Source organism: Salmonella sp. NW1250 (genome assembly GCF_051812965.1).
Classification (GTDB): domain Bacteria; phylum Pseudomonadota; class Gammaproteobacteria; order Enterobacterales; family Enterobacteriaceae; genus Salmonella; species Salmonella enterica.
Window position 1 is genome coordinate 1 of the sequence record NZ_JAMNDD010000023.1, and the last position, 12,382, is coordinate 12,382.

General features: G+C 50.4%; 26 protein-coding genes. 25 read left to right on the plus strand and 1 reads right to left on the minus strand.

What is annotated here, in order from left to right; translation table 11 throughout:
- The 3 genes from NBA72_RS23625 to bfr form a co-directional block, all read left to right on the plus strand.
- The coding region (locus tag NBA72_RS23625; RefSeq protein WP_000740160.1) for a hypothetical protein at positions 1–84 on the plus strand (84 nt) is incomplete at its 5' end.
- 184 nt (positions 85–268) lie between these two features.
- Positions 269–463: a bacterioferritin-associated ferredoxin gene (bfd, locus tag NBA72_RS23630; protein ID WP_000289082.1), complete on the plus strand. Its 195-nt coding sequence runs from the start codon at positions 269–271 to the stop codon at positions 461–463.
- A gap of 72 nt (positions 464–535) precedes the next feature.
- A complete protein-coding gene (bfr, locus tag NBA72_RS23635; protein WP_000675530.1) occupies positions 536–1,012 on the plus strand; it encodes a bacterioferritin in 477 nt (158 codons plus the stop codon).
- Here bfr and hopD read toward each other — a convergent pair.
- Positions 1,009–1,476: a prepilin peptidase gene (hopD, locus tag NBA72_RS23640; RefSeq protein ID WP_042949916.1), complete on the minus strand. Its 468-nt coding sequence runs from the start codon at positions 1,474–1,476 to the stop codon at positions 1,009–1,011. The two genes, bfr and hopD, sit on opposite strands and share 4 nt — an antisense overlap.
- 379 nt (positions 1,477–1,855) lie before the next feature.
- Between hopD and rpsJ the strand changes: the two genes are divergently transcribed.
- From rpsJ to secY, 22 genes are all read left to right on the plus strand, one after another.
- Complete coding sequence (gene rpsJ / locus NBA72_RS23645) at positions 1,856–2,167, plus strand: 30S ribosomal protein S10 (protein WP_001181005.1); 312 nt, start codon at positions 1,856–1,858, stop codon at positions 2,165–2,167.
- Between the two features lie 32 nt (positions 2,168–2,199).
- Complete coding sequence (gene rplC, locus NBA72_RS23650; RefSeq protein ID WP_000579838.1) at positions 2,200–2,829, plus strand: 50S ribosomal protein L3; 630 nt, start codon at positions 2,200–2,202, stop codon at positions 2,827–2,829.
- A gap of 10 nt (positions 2,830–2,839) precedes the next feature.
- Complete coding sequence (rplD, locus tag NBA72_RS23655; RefSeq protein WP_000424395.1) at positions 2,840–3,445, plus strand: 50S ribosomal protein L4; 606 nt, start codon at positions 2,840–2,842, stop codon at positions 3,443–3,445.
- Positions 3,442–3,744, plus strand: a complete 303-nt coding sequence (gene rplW, locus NBA72_RS23660) for a 50S ribosomal protein L23 (protein WP_000617546.1) — start codon at positions 3,442–3,444, stop codon at positions 3,742–3,744. The genes rplD and rplW overlap by 4 nt, the downstream gene beginning before the upstream one ends.
- 17 nt (positions 3,745–3,761) lie before the next feature.
- Positions 3,762–4,583: a 50S ribosomal protein L2 gene (gene rplB / locus NBA72_RS23665; protein ID WP_000301869.1), complete on the plus strand. Its 822-nt coding sequence runs from the start codon at positions 3,762–3,764 to the stop codon at positions 4,581–4,583.
- 16 nt (positions 4,584–4,599) lie between these two features.
- Positions 4,600–4,878 (plus strand): 30S ribosomal protein S19, encoded by a 279-nt coding sequence (rpsS, locus tag NBA72_RS23670; protein ID WP_001138115.1) that lies wholly within the window; start codon positions 4,600–4,602, stop codon positions 4,876–4,878.
- A gap of 14 nt (positions 4,879–4,892) precedes the next feature.
- Positions 4,893–5,225: a 50S ribosomal protein L22 gene (gene rplV / locus NBA72_RS23675; RefSeq protein WP_000447529.1), complete on the plus strand. Its 333-nt coding sequence runs from the start codon at positions 4,893–4,895 to the stop codon at positions 5,223–5,225.
- Positions 5,226–5,242: 17 nt separating this feature from the next.
- Positions 5,243–5,944, plus strand: a complete 702-nt coding sequence (gene rpsC, locus NBA72_RS23680; RefSeq protein ID WP_000529945.1) for a 30S ribosomal protein S3 — start codon at positions 5,243–5,245, stop codon at positions 5,942–5,944.
- A 12-nt stretch (positions 5,945–5,956) separates the two neighbouring features.
- Positions 5,957–6,367 carry a 50S ribosomal protein L16 gene (gene rplP, locus NBA72_RS23685; RefSeq protein WP_000941208.1) on the plus strand — a complete coding sequence of 137 codons (411 nt, stop codon included), beginning with the start codon at positions 5,957–5,959 and terminating at the stop codon, positions 6,365–6,367.
- Positions 6,367–6,558: a 50S ribosomal protein L29 gene (gene rpmC / locus NBA72_RS23690; RefSeq protein ID WP_000644742.1), complete on the plus strand. Its 192-nt coding sequence runs from the start codon at positions 6,367–6,369 to the stop codon at positions 6,556–6,558. The genes rplP and rpmC overlap by 1 nt, the downstream gene beginning before the upstream one ends.
- The gene (rpsQ, locus tag NBA72_RS23695; protein ID WP_000130101.1) at positions 6,558–6,812 is read left to right on the plus strand and encodes a 30S ribosomal protein S17; all 255 of its coding nucleotides are present in this window, start codon (positions 6,558–6,560) and stop codon (positions 6,810–6,812) included. The genes rpmC and rpsQ overlap by 1 nt, the downstream gene beginning before the upstream one ends.
- Before the next feature lie 163 nt (positions 6,813–6,975).
- Complete coding sequence (gene rplN, locus NBA72_RS23700; protein WP_000613954.1) at positions 6,976–7,347, plus strand: 50S ribosomal protein L14; 372 nt, start codon at positions 6,976–6,978, stop codon at positions 7,345–7,347.
- Between the two features lie 10 nt (positions 7,348–7,357).
- Positions 7,358–7,672 (plus strand): 50S ribosomal protein L24, encoded by a 315-nt coding sequence (rplX, locus tag NBA72_RS23705; RefSeq protein WP_000729185.1) that lies wholly within the window; start codon positions 7,358–7,360, stop codon positions 7,670–7,672.
- 14 nt (positions 7,673–7,686) lie between these two features.
- Complete coding sequence (rplE, locus tag NBA72_RS23710; protein ID WP_001096206.1) at positions 7,687–8,226, plus strand: 50S ribosomal protein L5; 540 nt, start codon at positions 7,687–7,689, stop codon at positions 8,224–8,226.
- 14 nt (positions 8,227–8,240) lie between these two features.
- Complete coding sequence (rpsN, locus tag NBA72_RS23715) at positions 8,241–8,546, plus strand: 30S ribosomal protein S14 (RefSeq protein ID WP_001118932.1); 306 nt, start codon at positions 8,241–8,243, stop codon at positions 8,544–8,546.
- 33 nt (positions 8,547–8,579) lie between these two features.
- Positions 8,580–8,972, plus strand: coding sequence for a 30S ribosomal protein S8 (rpsH, locus tag NBA72_RS23720; RefSeq protein WP_000062611.1), 393 nt, complete (start codon positions 8,580–8,582; stop codon positions 8,970–8,972).
- Positions 8,973–8,984: 12 nt separating this feature from the next.
- Positions 8,985–9,518 (plus strand): 50S ribosomal protein L6, encoded by a 534-nt coding sequence (gene rplF, locus NBA72_RS23725; protein ID WP_000091939.1) that lies wholly within the window; start codon positions 8,985–8,987, stop codon positions 9,516–9,518.
- 9 nt (positions 9,519–9,527) lie between these two features.
- Positions 9,528–9,881 carry a 50S ribosomal protein L18 gene (rplR, locus tag NBA72_RS23730; RefSeq protein WP_000358956.1) on the plus strand — a complete coding sequence of 118 codons (354 nt, stop codon included), beginning with the start codon at positions 9,528–9,530 and terminating at the stop codon, positions 9,879–9,881.
- Positions 9,882–9,895: 14 nt separating this feature from the next.
- Positions 9,896–10,399, plus strand: coding sequence for a 30S ribosomal protein S5 (gene rpsE, locus NBA72_RS23735; protein ID WP_000940121.1), 504 nt, complete (start codon positions 9,896–9,898; stop codon positions 10,397–10,399).
- Positions 10,400–10,402: 3 nt separating this feature from the next.
- A complete protein-coding gene (gene rpmD / locus NBA72_RS23740) occupies positions 10,403–10,582 on the plus strand; it encodes a 50S ribosomal protein L30 (RefSeq protein WP_001140434.1) in 180 nt (59 codons plus the stop codon).
- Positions 10,583–10,585: 3 nt separating this feature from the next.
- Positions 10,586–11,020, plus strand: coding sequence for a 50S ribosomal protein L15 (gene rplO / locus NBA72_RS23745; protein WP_001238917.1), 435 nt, complete (start codon positions 10,586–10,588; stop codon positions 11,018–11,020).
- A gap of 7 nt (positions 11,021–11,027) precedes the next feature.
- Positions 11,028–12,359, plus strand: a complete 1,332-nt coding sequence (gene secY, locus NBA72_RS23750) for a preprotein translocase subunit SecY (RefSeq protein WP_001118864.1) — start codon at positions 11,028–11,030, stop codon at positions 12,357–12,359.
- Positions 12,360–12,382 lie beyond the last annotated feature (23 nt).

Consider the following 12,382-nt stretch of genomic DNA (forward strand, 5'->3'; position numbering starts at 1 on the left):
GCAATGGACGACGGTCTGCGTTTCGCAATCCGTGAAGGCGGCCGTACCGTTGGCGCGGGCGTTGTTGCTAAAGTTCTGGGCTAATTACTCGTTAATTAGTTTTGAATTGAAGAGGGCGCTTCGGCGCCCTTTTTGTTGCCTGCTATTTAGCCGCTGTTATATTTATTCACCCTTTTTAACGCTTCTCCCGTGGCGTAAATCGCTTTGTGCTATTGTAATCATAACCATTCTCATTTACACTTTGTGCGGAAATTGAACGGGAGCAATCATGTACGTTTGTTTGTGTAATGGTATAAGCGATAAAAAAATCCGCCAGGCTGTACGACAATTTCATCCACAGTCATTTCAACAGTTGCGTAAATTTATTCCTGTGGGAAATCAATGTGGTAAGTGTATTCGCGCCGCGCGAGAAGTGATGCAGGATGAGTTAACGCAAATGCCGGAATTTAAAGAGATCGCCTGAGTCACACTCTTTTTTTTGACATCCCTGTAGCCCCATCTACGCTCTAGAGAGTGGAAGCGGAGGGACTATAAAATGAAAGGTGATGTTAAAATCATAAATTATCTCAATAAACTATTGGGAAATGAGCTTGTCGCAATTAATCAGTATTTTCTTCATGCCCGTATGTTCAAAAACTGGGGGCTGACCCGGCTTAATGATGTTGAGTACCATGAATCCATTGATGAGATGAAACACGCCGATAAGTATATTGAGCGTATTTTATTTCTGGAAGGCATACCGAACCTACAGGATCTGGGCAAGCTGGGCATCGGTGAAGATGTCGAAGAGATGCTACGATCGGATCTCCGGCTCGAACTGGAAGGCGCAAAAGATCTACGTGAGGCAATAGCCTATGCCGATAGCGTTCATGATTATGTCAGCCGGGATATGATGATTGAAATTCTTGCCGACGAGGAAGGCCACATCGACTGGCTGGAAACTGAGCTGGATTTGATTGCCAAACTTGGTATGCAAAATTATCTGCAATCACAAATTAAGGTGACCGATTAACCGTCTGGAAAGAAAGCTTTCCAACCTGTTATGAAACCCGCCACCGCCAGCCATGGCCCAAAAGGTAGCGGGTTTATTAATGCCGATTTACCTCTCACCAGTAGCGCGACGCCAAACCTGCCACAGGCCAACATGGCGGCAAGGAAAACCAGTAACGGCAGTGTTTCCCAACAATGCCACGCCCCTAAGGCAGCGAGGTACTTGACGTCGCCATATCCAAGCCCCTCTTTCTGATAACGCAGGCGATAGCCCCAGTAAATTAACGCGAATCCGCCATAGCCGGCGATAGCGCCCCAAAGCGCATCCGGTAAACGCTCCGGCAGGCAAATCTGGTGATAAAGCAGACCACCCCACAGTAATGGACAGGTAAACCGGTCAGGCAGCAGACCGGTACGCGCGTCGTATATGCCAAGTAATAAAGAGAACGACGCATAAAAAATGAGAAAGGGGAGGGCAACAAACATAAGCAAATCCTCGTCAAGGCTTGTGCTCACCTTTATAGATTTATGCGACAGCGACAACGACGTATCGCCAGATTTGCCTGATGCCTTCCAAAGAAAAGATGCGCGTTGCCATCCCATGCGTACCACCTGGAATCATGCTCGCATAAGAATAAAGCGCTTAATTTCTATCCGACACTTGCGTCAGGCTGAGATTTACGTATAATGCGCGGGCTTGTCGTAATTGACGGCAGGTTCGATTTGAACCTCGAATAGCCGATTTGGCTATTTAACAATGCTCCCAATCGGGGAGCTACGTAAGAACGGTTACACTCTCCCATCAATCGTAATGGGTGTGAGGAGTAATCATTTTCGTTTATAAAATAATTGGAGCTCTGGTCTCATGCAGAACCAAAGAATCCGTATCCGCCTGAAAGCGTTTGATCATCGTCTGATCGATCAATCAACCGCGGAAATCGTCGAGACTGCCAAGCGCACTGGTGCGCAGGTTCGCGGTCCGATCCCGCTGCCGACCCGCAAAGAGCGCTTTACCGTTCTGATCTCTCCGCACGTTAACAAAGATGCGCGCGATCAGTACGAAATTCGCACTCACAAGCGTCTGGTTGACATCGTTGAGCCAACCGAGAAAACCGTTGATGCTCTGATGCGTCTGGACCTGGCTGCCGGTGTAGACGTGCAGATCAGCCTGGGTTAATCAGGTCATCGAGCGATTGAGAGGTTGATACAATGATTGGTTTAGTCGGTAAAAAAGTGGGTATGACCCGCATCTTCACTGAAGATGGCGTCTCTATCCCAGTAACCGTAATCGAAGTTGAAGCAAACCGTGTTACTCAGGTTAAAGACCTGGCTAACGATGGCTACCGCGCTGTTCAGGTTACTACGGGTGCTAAAAAAGCTAACCGTGTCACCAAGCCGGAAGCGGGTCACTTTGCTAAAGCTGGCGTAGAAGCTGGCCGTGGTCTGTGGGAATTCCGCCTGGCTGAAGGCGAAGAATACACCGTAGGTCAGAGCATCAGCGTTGAACTGTTTGCTGACGTTAAAAAAGTTGACGTAACCGGTACCTCTAAAGGTAAAGGTTTCGCTGGTACCGTTAAGCGCTGGAACTTCCGTACCCAGGACGCTACTCACGGTAACTCCTTGTCTCACCGCGTTCCGGGTTCTATCGGTCAGAACCAGACTCCGGGCAAAGTGTTCAAAGGCAAGAAAATGGCAGGTCAGATGGGTAATGAGCGCGTAACCGTTCAGAGCCTTGACGTAGTACGCGTTGACGCTGAGCGCAACCTGCTGCTGGTTAAGGGTGGTGTTCCGGGTGCAACCGGTTGCGACCTGATCGTTAAACCAGCTGTGAAGGCGTAAGGGGATAGCAATGGAATTAGTATTGAAAGACGCGCAGAGCGCGCTGACTGTTTCCGAAACTACCTTCGGTCGTGATTTCAACGAAGCGCTGGTTCACCAGGTTGTTGTTGCTTATGCAGCTGGTGCTCGTCAGGGTACTCGTGCTCAGAAGACTCGTGCTGAAGTAACTGGTTCCGGTAAAAAACCGTGGCGCCAGAAAGGCACTGGCCGTGCGCGTTCAGGTTCTATCAAGAGCCCGATCTGGCGTTCCGGTGGCGTGACCTTCGCTGCTCGTCCGCAGGACCACAGTCAAAAAGTTAACAAGAAGATGTACCGCGGCGCGCTGAAAAGCATCCTGTCCGAACTGGTACGTCAGGATCGTCTGATCGTTGTCGAGAAGTTCTCTGTAGAAGCGCCGAAAACTAAGCTGCTGGCACAGAAACTGAAAGACATGGCTCTGGAAGATGTGCTGATCATCACCGGTGAGCTGGACGAGAACCTGTTCCTGGCCGCACGTAACCTGCACAAGGTTGACGTACGCGATGCGACTGGTATCGACCCGGTTAGCCTGATCGCCTTCGACAAAGTCGTAATGACTGCTGATGCTGTTAAGCAAGTTGAGGAGATGCTGGCATGATTCGTGAAGAACGTCTGCTGAAGGTGCTGCGCGCACCGCACGTTTCTGAAAAAGCGTCTACTGCGATGGAAAAAACTAACACCATCGTTCTCAAAGTTGCTAAAGACGCGACCAAAGCAGAAATCAAAGCTGCTGTGCAGAAACTGTTTGAAGTCGAAGTCGAAGTCGTTAACACCCTGGTTGTTAAAGGGAAAGTTAAACGTCACGGACAGCGTATCGGTCGTCGTAGCGACTGGAAAAAAGCTTACGTCACCCTGAAAGAAGGCCAGAATCTGGACTTCGTCGGCGGCGCTGAGTAAGTCGGAGGAGTAATACAATGGCAGTTGTTAAATGTAAACCGACATCTCCGGGTCGTCGCCACGTCGTTAAAGTGGTCAACCCAGAGCTGCACAAGGGCAAACCTTTTGCTCCGCTGGTTGAAAAAAACAGCAAATCCGGTGGTCGTAACAACAATGGCCGTATCACCACTCGTCATATCGGTGGTGGTCACAAACAGGCTTATCGTATTGTTGACTTCAAACGCAACAAAGACGGTATCCCGGCAGTTGTTGAACGTCTTGAGTACGATCCGAACCGTTCCGCGAACATCGCGCTGGTTCTGTACAAAGACGGCGAACGCCGTTACATCCTGGCCCCGAAAGGCCTGAAAGCTGGCGACCAGATTCAGTCTGGCGTTGATGCTGCAATCAAAGCAGGCAACACCCTGCCGATGCGCAATATCCCGGTTGGTTCTACCGTTCATAACGTAGAAATGAAACCAGGTAAAGGCGGTCAGCTGGCGCGTTCCGCTGGTACTTACGTTCAGATCGTTGCTCGCGATGGTGCTTATGTCACCCTGCGTCTGCGTTCTGGTGAAATGCGTAAAGTCGAAGCAGACTGCCGTGCAACCCTGGGCGAAGTTGGCAATGCTGAGCATATGCTGCGCGTTCTGGGTAAAGCAGGTGCTGCACGCTGGCGTGGCGTTCGTCCTACCGTTCGCGGTACTGCGATGAACCCAGTAGACCATCCACATGGTGGTGGTGAAGGTCGTAACTTTGGTAAGCACCCGGTAACTCCGTGGGGCGTTCAGACCAAAGGTAAGAAGACCCGCAGCAACAAGCGTACTGATAAATTCATCGTACGTCGCCGTAGCAAATAATTTTAGAGGATAAGCCATGCCACGTTCTCTCAAGAAAGGTCCTTTTATTGACCTGCACTTGCTGAAGAAGGTAGAGAAAGCGGTGGAAAGCGGAGACAAGAAGCCCCTGCGCACCTGGTCCCGTCGTTCAACGATCTTTCCTAACATGATCGGTTTGACCATCGCTGTCCATAATGGTCGTCAGCACGTTCCGGTATTTGTTTCCGACGAAATGGTCGGTCACAAACTGGGTGAATTCGCACCGACTCGTACTTATCGCGGCCACGCTGCTGATAAAAAAGCGAAGAAGAAATAAGGTAGGAGGAAGAGATGGAAACTATCGCTAAACATCGCCATGCTCGTTCTTCTGCTCAGAAGGTTCGCCTTGTTGCTGACCTGATTCGCGGTAAGAAAGTGTCGCAGGCTCTGGATATTCTGACCTACACCAACAAGAAAGCGGCTGTACTGGTCAAGAAAGTTCTGGAATCTGCCATTGCTAACGCTGAACACAACGATGGCGCTGACATTGACGATCTGAAAGTTACGAAAATTTTCGTAGACGAAGGCCCGAGCATGAAGCGCATTATGCCGCGTGCGAAAGGTCGTGCAGATCGCATCCTGAAGCGCACCAGCCACATCACTGTGGTTGTGTCCGATCGCTGAGACTCTGGAGACTAGCAATGGGTCAGAAAGTACATCCTAATGGTATTCGCCTGGGTATTGTAAAACCATGGAACTCTACCTGGTTTGCGAACACCAAAGAATTCGCTGACAACCTGGACAGCGATTTTAAAGTACGTCAGTACCTGACGAAGGAACTGGCTAAAGCGTCTGTATCTCGTATCGTTATCGAGCGTCCGGCTAAGAGCATCCGTGTGACTATTCACACCGCTCGCCCGGGTATCGTTATCGGTAAAAAAGGTGAAGACGTAGAAAAACTGCGTAAGGTCGTAGCGGATATCGCTGGCGTTCCTGCACAGATCAACATCGCCGAAGTTCGTAAACCTGAACTGGACGCTAAACTGGTTGCTGACAGCATCACTTCTCAGCTGGAACGTCGTGTAATGTTCCGTCGTGCGATGAAGCGTGCTGTACAGAACGCCATGCGTCTGGGCGCTAAAGGTATCAAAGTTGAAGTTAGCGGCCGTCTGGGCGGCGCGGAAATCGCACGTACCGAATGGTACCGCGAAGGTCGCGTACCTCTGCACACTCTGCGTGCTGACATCGACTACAACACCTCTGAAGCGCACACCACTTATGGTGTAATCGGCGTTAAAGTGTGGATCTTCAAAGGCGAGATCCTGGGTGGTATGGCTGCTGTTGAACAACCGGAAAAACCGGCTGCTCAACCGAAAAAGCAGCAGCGTAAAGGCCGTAAATAAGGAGCGTCGCTGATGTTACAACCAAAGCGTACAAAATTCCGTAAAATGCACAAAGGCCGCAACCGTGGTCTGGCTGCAGGCGCGGATGTTAGCTTCGGCAGCTTCGGCCTGAAAGCTGTTGGCCGTGGTCGTCTGACTGCCCGTCAGATCGAAGCAGCACGTCGTGCTATGACCCGTGCAGTTAAGCGTCAAGGTAAGATCTGGATCCGTGTATTCCCGGACAAACCGATCACTGAAAAGCCGCTGGCAGTGCGTATGGGTAAAGGTAAAGGTAACGTGGAGTATTGGGTTGCCTTGATTCAGCCGGGTAAAGTCCTGTATGAAATGGACGGCGTACCGGAAGAGCTGGCCCGTGAAGCATTCAAGCTGGCAGCAGCGAAACTGCCGATTAAAACCACCTTTGTAACTAAGACGGTGATGTAATGAAAGCAAAAGAGCTGCGTGAGAAGAGCGTTGAAGAGCTGAACACCGAGCTACTGAACCTGCTGCGTGAGCAGTTCAACCTGCGTATGCAGGCTGCAAGTGGCCAGCTGCAACAGTCTCACCTGTTGAAGCAAGTGCGTCGTGATGTCGCACGCGTTAAGACTTTACTGACTGAGAAGGCGGGTGCGTAATGACCGATAAAATCCGTACTCTGCAAGGTCGCGTGGTTAGCGACAAAATGGAGAAATCCATTGTTGTTGCTATCGAACGTTTTGTGAAACACCCGATCTACGGTAAATTCATCAAGCGTACGACCAAAATGCACGTACATGACGAGAACAACGAATGCGGTATCGGCGACGTGGTTGAAATCCGCGAATGCCGTCCGCTGTCCAAGACCAAATCCTGGACTCTGGTTCGCGTTGTAGAGAAAGCGGTTCTGTAATACAGTACGCATTCTCAACGAATAAACGGCTCAGCGATGGGCCGTTTATTTTTTCTACCCATATCTGATTTGCGGTGTTATAATGCCGCGCCCTCGATATGGGGTTTTTTTAACGACCTGATTTTCGGGTCTCAGTAGTAGTTGACATTAGCGGAGCACTAAAATGATCCAAGAACAGACTATGCTGAACGTCGCCGACAACTCCGGTGCACGTCGCGTAATGTGTATCAAGGTTCTGGGTGGCTCGCACCGTCGCTACGCAGGCGTAGGCGACATCATTAAGATCACCATCAAAGAAGCGATTCCGCGTGGTAAGGTCAAAAAAGGTGATGTGCTGAAGGCGGTAGTGGTGCGCACCAAGAAGGGTGTTCGTCGCCCGGACGGTTCTGTCATTCGCTTCGATGGTAATGCATGCGTTATTTTAAACAATAACAGCGAGCAGCCTATCGGTACGCGTATTTTTGGGCCGGTAACTCGTGAACTTCGTAACGAGAAGTTCATGAAAATTATCTCTCTGGCACCAGAAGTACTCTAAGGAGCGAATCATGGCAGCGAAAATCCGTCGTGATGACGAAGTTATCGTGTTAACCGGTAAAGATAAAGGTAAACGCGGTAAAGTTAAGAATGTCCTGTCTTCCGGCAAGGTCATTGTTGAAGGTATCAACCTGGTTAAGAAACACCAGAAGCCGGTTCCGGCTCTGAACCAACCGGGCGGCATCGTTGAAAAAGAAGCTGCAATTCAGGTTTCTAACGTTGCAATCTTCAATGCGGCAACCGGCAAGGCTGACCGTGTAGGCTTTAGATTCGAAGACGGCAAAAAAGTCCGTTTCTTCAAGTCTAACAGCGAAACTATCAAGTAATTTGGAGTAGTACGATGGCGAAACTGCATGATTACTACAAAGACGAAGTAGTTAACAAACTCATGACTGAGTTTAACTACAATTCTGTCATGCAAGTCCCTCGGGTCGAGAAGATCACCCTGAACATGGGTGTTGGTGAAGCGATCGCTGACAAGAAACTGCTGGATAACGCAGCAGCAGACCTGACAGCAATCTCCGGTCAAAAACCGTTGATCACCAAAGCACGCAAATCTGTTGCAGGCTTCAAAATCCGTCAGGGCTATCCGATCGGCTGTAAAGTAACTCTGCGTGGCGAACGCATGTGGGAGTTCTTTGAGCGCCTGATCACTATTGCTGTTCCTCGTATCCGTGACTTCCGTGGCTTGTCCGCTAAGTCATTCGACGGTCGTGGTAACTACAGCATGGGTGTCCGTGAGCAGATCATCTTCCCAGAAATCGACTACGATAAAGTCGACCGCGTTCGTGGTTTGGATATTACCATTACCACTACTGCGAAATCTGACGAAGAAGGCCGTGCTCTGCTGGCTGCCTTTGACTTCCCGTTCCGCAAGTAAGGTAGGGTTACTAAATGGCTAAGCAATCAATGAAAGCACGCGAAGTAAAACGCGTAGCTTTAGCTGATAAATACTTCGCGAAACGCGCTGAACTGAAAGCGATCATCTCTGATGTGAACGCAACCGACGAAGATCGTTGGAATGCGGTTCTTAAGCTGCAGACTCTGCCGCGTGATTCCAGCCCGTCACGTCAGCGTAACCGCTGCCGTCAAACTGGTCGTCCGCACGCTTTCCTGCGGAAGTTCGGGTTGAGCCGTATTAAGGTCCGTGAAGCCGCTATGCGCGGTGAAATTCCGGGTCTGAAAAAGGCTAGCTGGTAATTGTCACCAATTGAATCACGGGAGTAAAGACAGATGAGCATGCAAGATCCGATCGCGGATATGCTGACCCGTATCCGTAACGGTCAGGCCGCGAACAAAGCTGCGGTCACCATGCCTTCCTCCAAGCTGAAAGTGGCAATTGCCAACGTGCTGAAGGAAGAAGGTTTTATTGAAGATTTTAAAGTTGAAGGCGACACCAAGCCGGAACTGGAACTGACTCTTAAGTATTTCCAGGGTAAAGCTGTTGTAGAAAGCATTCAGCGTGTCAGCCGCCCAGGTCTGCGCATCTACAAACGTAAAGATGAGCTGCCGAAAGTTATGGCCGGTCTGGGTATCGCAGTTGTTTCTACCTCTAAAGGTGTTATGACTGATCGTGCAGCGCGCCAGGCTGGTCTTGGTGGCGAAATTATCTGCTACGTAGCCTAATCGGAGGAAAAAATGTCTCGTGTTGCTAAAGCACCGGTCGTTGTTCCTGCCGGCGTTGATGTCAAAATCAACGGTCAGGTTATTACGATCAAAGGTAAAAACGGCGAGCTGACTCGTACTCTCAACGATGCTGTTGAAGTTAAACATGCAGATAATGCACTGACCTTCGGTCCGCGTGATGGTTACGCAGACGGTTGGGCACAGGCTGGTACCGCGCGTGCCCTGCTGAACTCAATGGTTATCGGTGTTACCGAAGGCTTCACTAAGAAGCTGCAGCTGGTTGGTGTAGGTTATCGTGCAGCGGTTAAAGGGAATGTAGTAAACCTGTCTTTAGGTTTCTCTCACCCGGTTGACCATCAGCTGCCGGCAGGTATCACTGCTGAATGTCCGACTCAAACTGAAATCGTGCTGAAAGGCGCTGATAAGCAGGTGATCGGCCAGGTTGCAGCAGATCTGCGCGCCTACCGTCGTCCTGAGCCTTACAAAGGCAAGGGTGTTCGTTACGCCGACGAAGTCGTGCGTACCAAAGAGGCTAAGAAGAAGTAAGGTAACACTATGGATAAGAAATCTGCTCGTATCCGTCGTGCGACCCGCGCACGCCGCAAGCTCAAAGAGCTGGGCGCAACTCGCCTGGTGGTACATCGTACCCCGCGTCATATTTACGCACAGGTAATTGCACCGAACGGTTCTGAAGTTCTGGTAGCTGCTTCTACTGTAGAAAAAGCTATCGCTGAACAACTGAAGTACACCGGTAACAAAGACGCGGCTGCAGCTGTGGGTAAAGCTGTCGCTGAACGCGCTCTGGAAAAAGGCATCAAAGATGTGTCCTTTGACCGTTCCGGGTTCCAATATCATGGTCGTGTCCAGGCACTGGCAGATGCTGCCCGTGAAGCTGGCCTTCAGTTCTAAGGTAGAGGTGTAAGATGGCTCACATCGAAAAACAAGCTGGCGAACTGCAGGAAAAGCTGATCGCGGTAAACCGCGTATCTAAAACCGTTAAAGGTGGTCGTATTTTCTCCTTCACAGCTCTGACTGTAGTAGGCGATGGTAACGGTCGCGTAGGTTTTGGTTACGGTAAAGCGCGTGAAGTTCCAGCAGCGATCCAGAAAGCGATGGAAAAAGCCCGTCGCAATATGATTAACGTCGCGCTGAACAACGGCACCCTGCAGCACCCGGTTAAAGGTGTTCACACGGGGTCTCGTGTATTCATGCAGCCAGCTTCCGAAGGTACCGGTATCATCGCCGGTGGTGCAATGCGCGCCGTTCTGGAAGTTGCTGGGGTTCATAACGTTCTGGCTAAAGCATACGGTTCCACCAACCCGATCAACGTGGTTCGTGCAACTATTGATGGCCTGGAAAATATGAATTCTCCAGAAATGGTCGCTGCCAAGCGTGGTAAATCCGTTGAAGAAATTCTGGGGAAATAAACCATGGCAAAGACTATTAAAATTACTCAAACCCGCAGTGCAATCGGTCGTCTGCCGAAACACAAGGCAACGCTGCTTGGCCTGGGTCTGCGTCGTATTGGCCACACCGTAGAGCGCGAGGATACTCCTGCTGTTCGTGGTATGGTCAACGCGGTTTCCTTCATGGTTAAAGTTGAGGAGTAAGAGATGCGTTTAAATACTCTGTCTCCGGCCGAAGGCTCCAAAAAGGCGGGTAAACGCCTGGGTCGTGGTATCGGTTCTGGCCTCGGTAAAACCGGTGGTCGTGGTCACAAAGGTCAGAAGTCTCGTTCTGGCGGTGGCGTACGTCGCGGTTTCGAGGGTGGTCAGATGCCTCTGTACCGTCGTCTGCCGAAATTCGGCTTCACTTCTCGCAAAGCAGCGATTACAGCCGAAGTTCGTCTGTCTGACCTGGCGAAAGTAGAAGGCGGCGTTGTAGACCTGAACACGCTGAAAGCGGCAAACATTATCGGTATCCAGATCGAGTTCGCGAAAGTGATCCTGGCTGGCGAAGTCACTACTCCGGTAACTGTTCGTGGCCTGCGTGTTACTAAAGGCGCTCGTGCTGCTATCGAAGCTGCTGGCGGTAAAATCGAGGAATAAGTAGCAGATGGCTAAACAACCGGGATTAGATTTTCAAAGTGCCAAAGGTGGCTTAGGTGAGCTGAAACGCAGACTGCTGTTTGTTATCGGCGCGCTGATTGTGTTCCGTATTGGCTCTTTTATTCCGATCCCTGGTATTGATGCCGCTGTACTTGCCAAACTGCTTGAGCAACAGCGAGGCACCATCATTGAAATGTTTAACATGTTCTCTGGTGGTGCTCTCAGCCGTGCTTCTATCTTTGCACTGGGGATCATGCCGTATATTTCGGCGTCGATCATTATCCAGCTGTTGACGGTGGTTCATCCAACGCTCGCAGAAATTAAGAAAGAAGGGGAGTCTGGTCGTCGTAAGATCAGCCAGTACACCCGTTACGGTACTCTGGTGCTGGCGATATTCCAGTCGATCGGTATTGCTACCGGTTTGCCGAATATGCCTGGTATGCAGGGCCTGGTGATGAATCCAGGCTTTGCATTCTATTTCACCGCTGTTGTAAGTCTGGTTACAGGGACGATGTTCCTGATGTGGCTCGGCGAACAGATTACTGAGCGCGGTATCGGTAACGGTATCTCAATCATCATCTTCGCTGGTATCGTTGCGGGACTCCCGCCAGCCATTGCCCATACTATCGAGCAAGCGCGTCAAGGCGACCTGCACTTCCTCGTGTTGCTGTTGGTTGCAGTATTAGTATTTGCAGTGACGTTCTTTGTAGTATTCGTTGAACGTGGTCAACGCCGTATTGTGGTAAACTACGCCAAACGTCAGCAAGGTCGTCGTGTCTATGCTGCACAGAGCACACATTTACCGCTGAAAGTGAATATGGCGGGGGTAATCCCGGCAATCTTCGCTTCCAGTATTATTCTGTTCCCGGCGACCATCGCGTCATGGTTCGGGGGCGGTACTGGTTGGAACTGGCTGACAACAATTTCGCTGTATTTGCAGCCTGGGCAACCGCTTTATGTGTTACTCTATGCGTCTGCAATCATCTTCTTCTGTTTCTTCTACACGGCGTTGGTTTTCAACCCGCGTGAAACAGCAGATAACCTGAAGAAGTCCGGTGCATTTGTACCAGGAATTCGTCCGGGAGAGCAAACGGCGAAGTATATCGATAAAGTAATGACCCGCCTGACCCTGGTTGGTGCGCTGTATATTACCTTTATCTGCCTGATCCCGGAGTTCATGCGTGATGCAATGAAAGTGCCGTTCTACTTCGGTGGGACCTCACTGCTTATCGTTGTTGTCGTGATTATGGACTTTATGGCTCAAGTGCAAACTCTGATGATGTCCAGTCAGTATGAGTCTGCATTGAAGAAGGCGAACCTGAAAGGCTACGGCCGTTAATTGGTCGCCTGAGAAGTTACGGA

What these genes read in the sequence shown, in the direction of transcription:
- rpmC (WP_000644742.1), top strand. Translation starts at nt 6,367, where the DNA reads ATGAAAGCAAAAGAGCTGCGTGAGAAGAGCGTTGAAGAGCTGAACACC.
- rplP (WP_000941208.1), top strand. Translation starts at nt 5,957, where the DNA reads ATGTTACAACCAAAGCGTACAAAATTCCGTAAAATGCACAAAGGCCGC.
- rpsS (WP_001138115.1), top strand. Translation starts at nt 4,600, where the DNA reads ATGCCACGTTCTCTCAAGAAAGGTCCTTTTATTGACCTGCACTTGCTG.
- hopD (WP_042949916.1), bottom strand. Translation starts at nt 1,476, where the DNA reads ATGTTTGTTGCCCTCCCCTTTCTCATTTTTTATGCGTCGTTCTCTTTA.
- rplF (WP_000091939.1), top strand. Translation starts at nt 8,985, where the DNA reads ATGTCTCGTGTTGCTAAAGCACCGGTCGTTGTTCCTGCCGGCGTTGAT.
- rplR (WP_000358956.1), top strand. Translation starts at nt 9,528, where the DNA reads ATGGATAAGAAATCTGCTCGTATCCGTCGTGCGACCCGCGCACGCCGC.
- rpsH (WP_000062611.1), top strand. Translation starts at nt 8,580, where the DNA reads ATGAGCATGCAAGATCCGATCGCGGATATGCTGACCCGTATCCGTAAC.
- rplC (WP_000579838.1), top strand. Translation starts at nt 2,200, where the DNA reads ATGATTGGTTTAGTCGGTAAAAAAGTGGGTATGACCCGCATCTTCACT.
- rpsC (WP_000529945.1), top strand. Translation starts at nt 5,243, where the DNA reads ATGGGTCAGAAAGTACATCCTAATGGTATTCGCCTGGGTATTGTAAAA.
- rpmD (WP_001140434.1), top strand. Translation starts at nt 10,403, where the DNA reads ATGGCAAAGACTATTAAAATTACTCAAACCCGCAGTGCAATCGGTCGT.
- secY (WP_001118864.1), top strand. Translation starts at nt 11,028, where the DNA reads ATGGCTAAACAACCGGGATTAGATTTTCAAAGTGCCAAAGGTGGCTTA.
- bfd (WP_000289082.1), top strand. Translation starts at nt 269, where the DNA reads ATGTACGTTTGTTTGTGTAATGGTATAAGCGATAAAAAAATCCGCCAG.
- rplB (WP_000301869.1), top strand. Translation starts at nt 3,762, where the DNA reads ATGGCAGTTGTTAAATGTAAACCGACATCTCCGGGTCGTCGCCACGTC.
- rplO (WP_001238917.1), top strand. Translation starts at nt 10,586, where the DNA reads ATGCGTTTAAATACTCTGTCTCCGGCCGAAGGCTCCAAAAAGGCGGGT.
- rplE (WP_001096206.1), top strand. Translation starts at nt 7,687, where the DNA reads ATGGCGAAACTGCATGATTACTACAAAGACGAAGTAGTTAACAAACTC.
- rplV (WP_000447529.1), top strand. Translation starts at nt 4,893, where the DNA reads ATGGAAACTATCGCTAAACATCGCCATGCTCGTTCTTCTGCTCAGAAG.
- bfr (WP_000675530.1), top strand. Translation starts at nt 536, where the DNA reads ATGAAAGGTGATGTTAAAATCATAAATTATCTCAATAAACTATTGGGA.
- rplN (WP_000613954.1), top strand. Translation starts at nt 6,976, where the DNA reads ATGATCCAAGAACAGACTATGCTGAACGTCGCCGACAACTCCGGTGCA.
- rpsN (WP_001118932.1), top strand. Translation starts at nt 8,241, where the DNA reads ATGGCTAAGCAATCAATGAAAGCACGCGAAGTAAAACGCGTAGCTTTA.
- rplW (WP_000617546.1), top strand. Translation starts at nt 3,442, where the DNA reads ATGATTCGTGAAGAACGTCTGCTGAAGGTGCTGCGCGCACCGCACGTT.
- rpsE (WP_000940121.1), top strand. Translation starts at nt 9,896, where the DNA reads ATGGCTCACATCGAAAAACAAGCTGGCGAACTGCAGGAAAAGCTGATC.
- rplX (WP_000729185.1), top strand. Translation starts at nt 7,358, where the DNA reads ATGGCAGCGAAAATCCGTCGTGATGACGAAGTTATCGTGTTAACCGGT.
- rpsJ (WP_001181005.1), top strand. Translation starts at nt 1,856, where the DNA reads ATGCAGAACCAAAGAATCCGTATCCGCCTGAAAGCGTTTGATCATCGT.
- rpsQ (WP_000130101.1), top strand. Translation starts at nt 6,558, where the DNA reads ATGACCGATAAAATCCGTACTCTGCAAGGTCGCGTGGTTAGCGACAAA.
- rplD (WP_000424395.1), top strand. Translation starts at nt 2,840, where the DNA reads ATGGAATTAGTATTGAAAGACGCGCAGAGCGCGCTGACTGTTTCCGAA.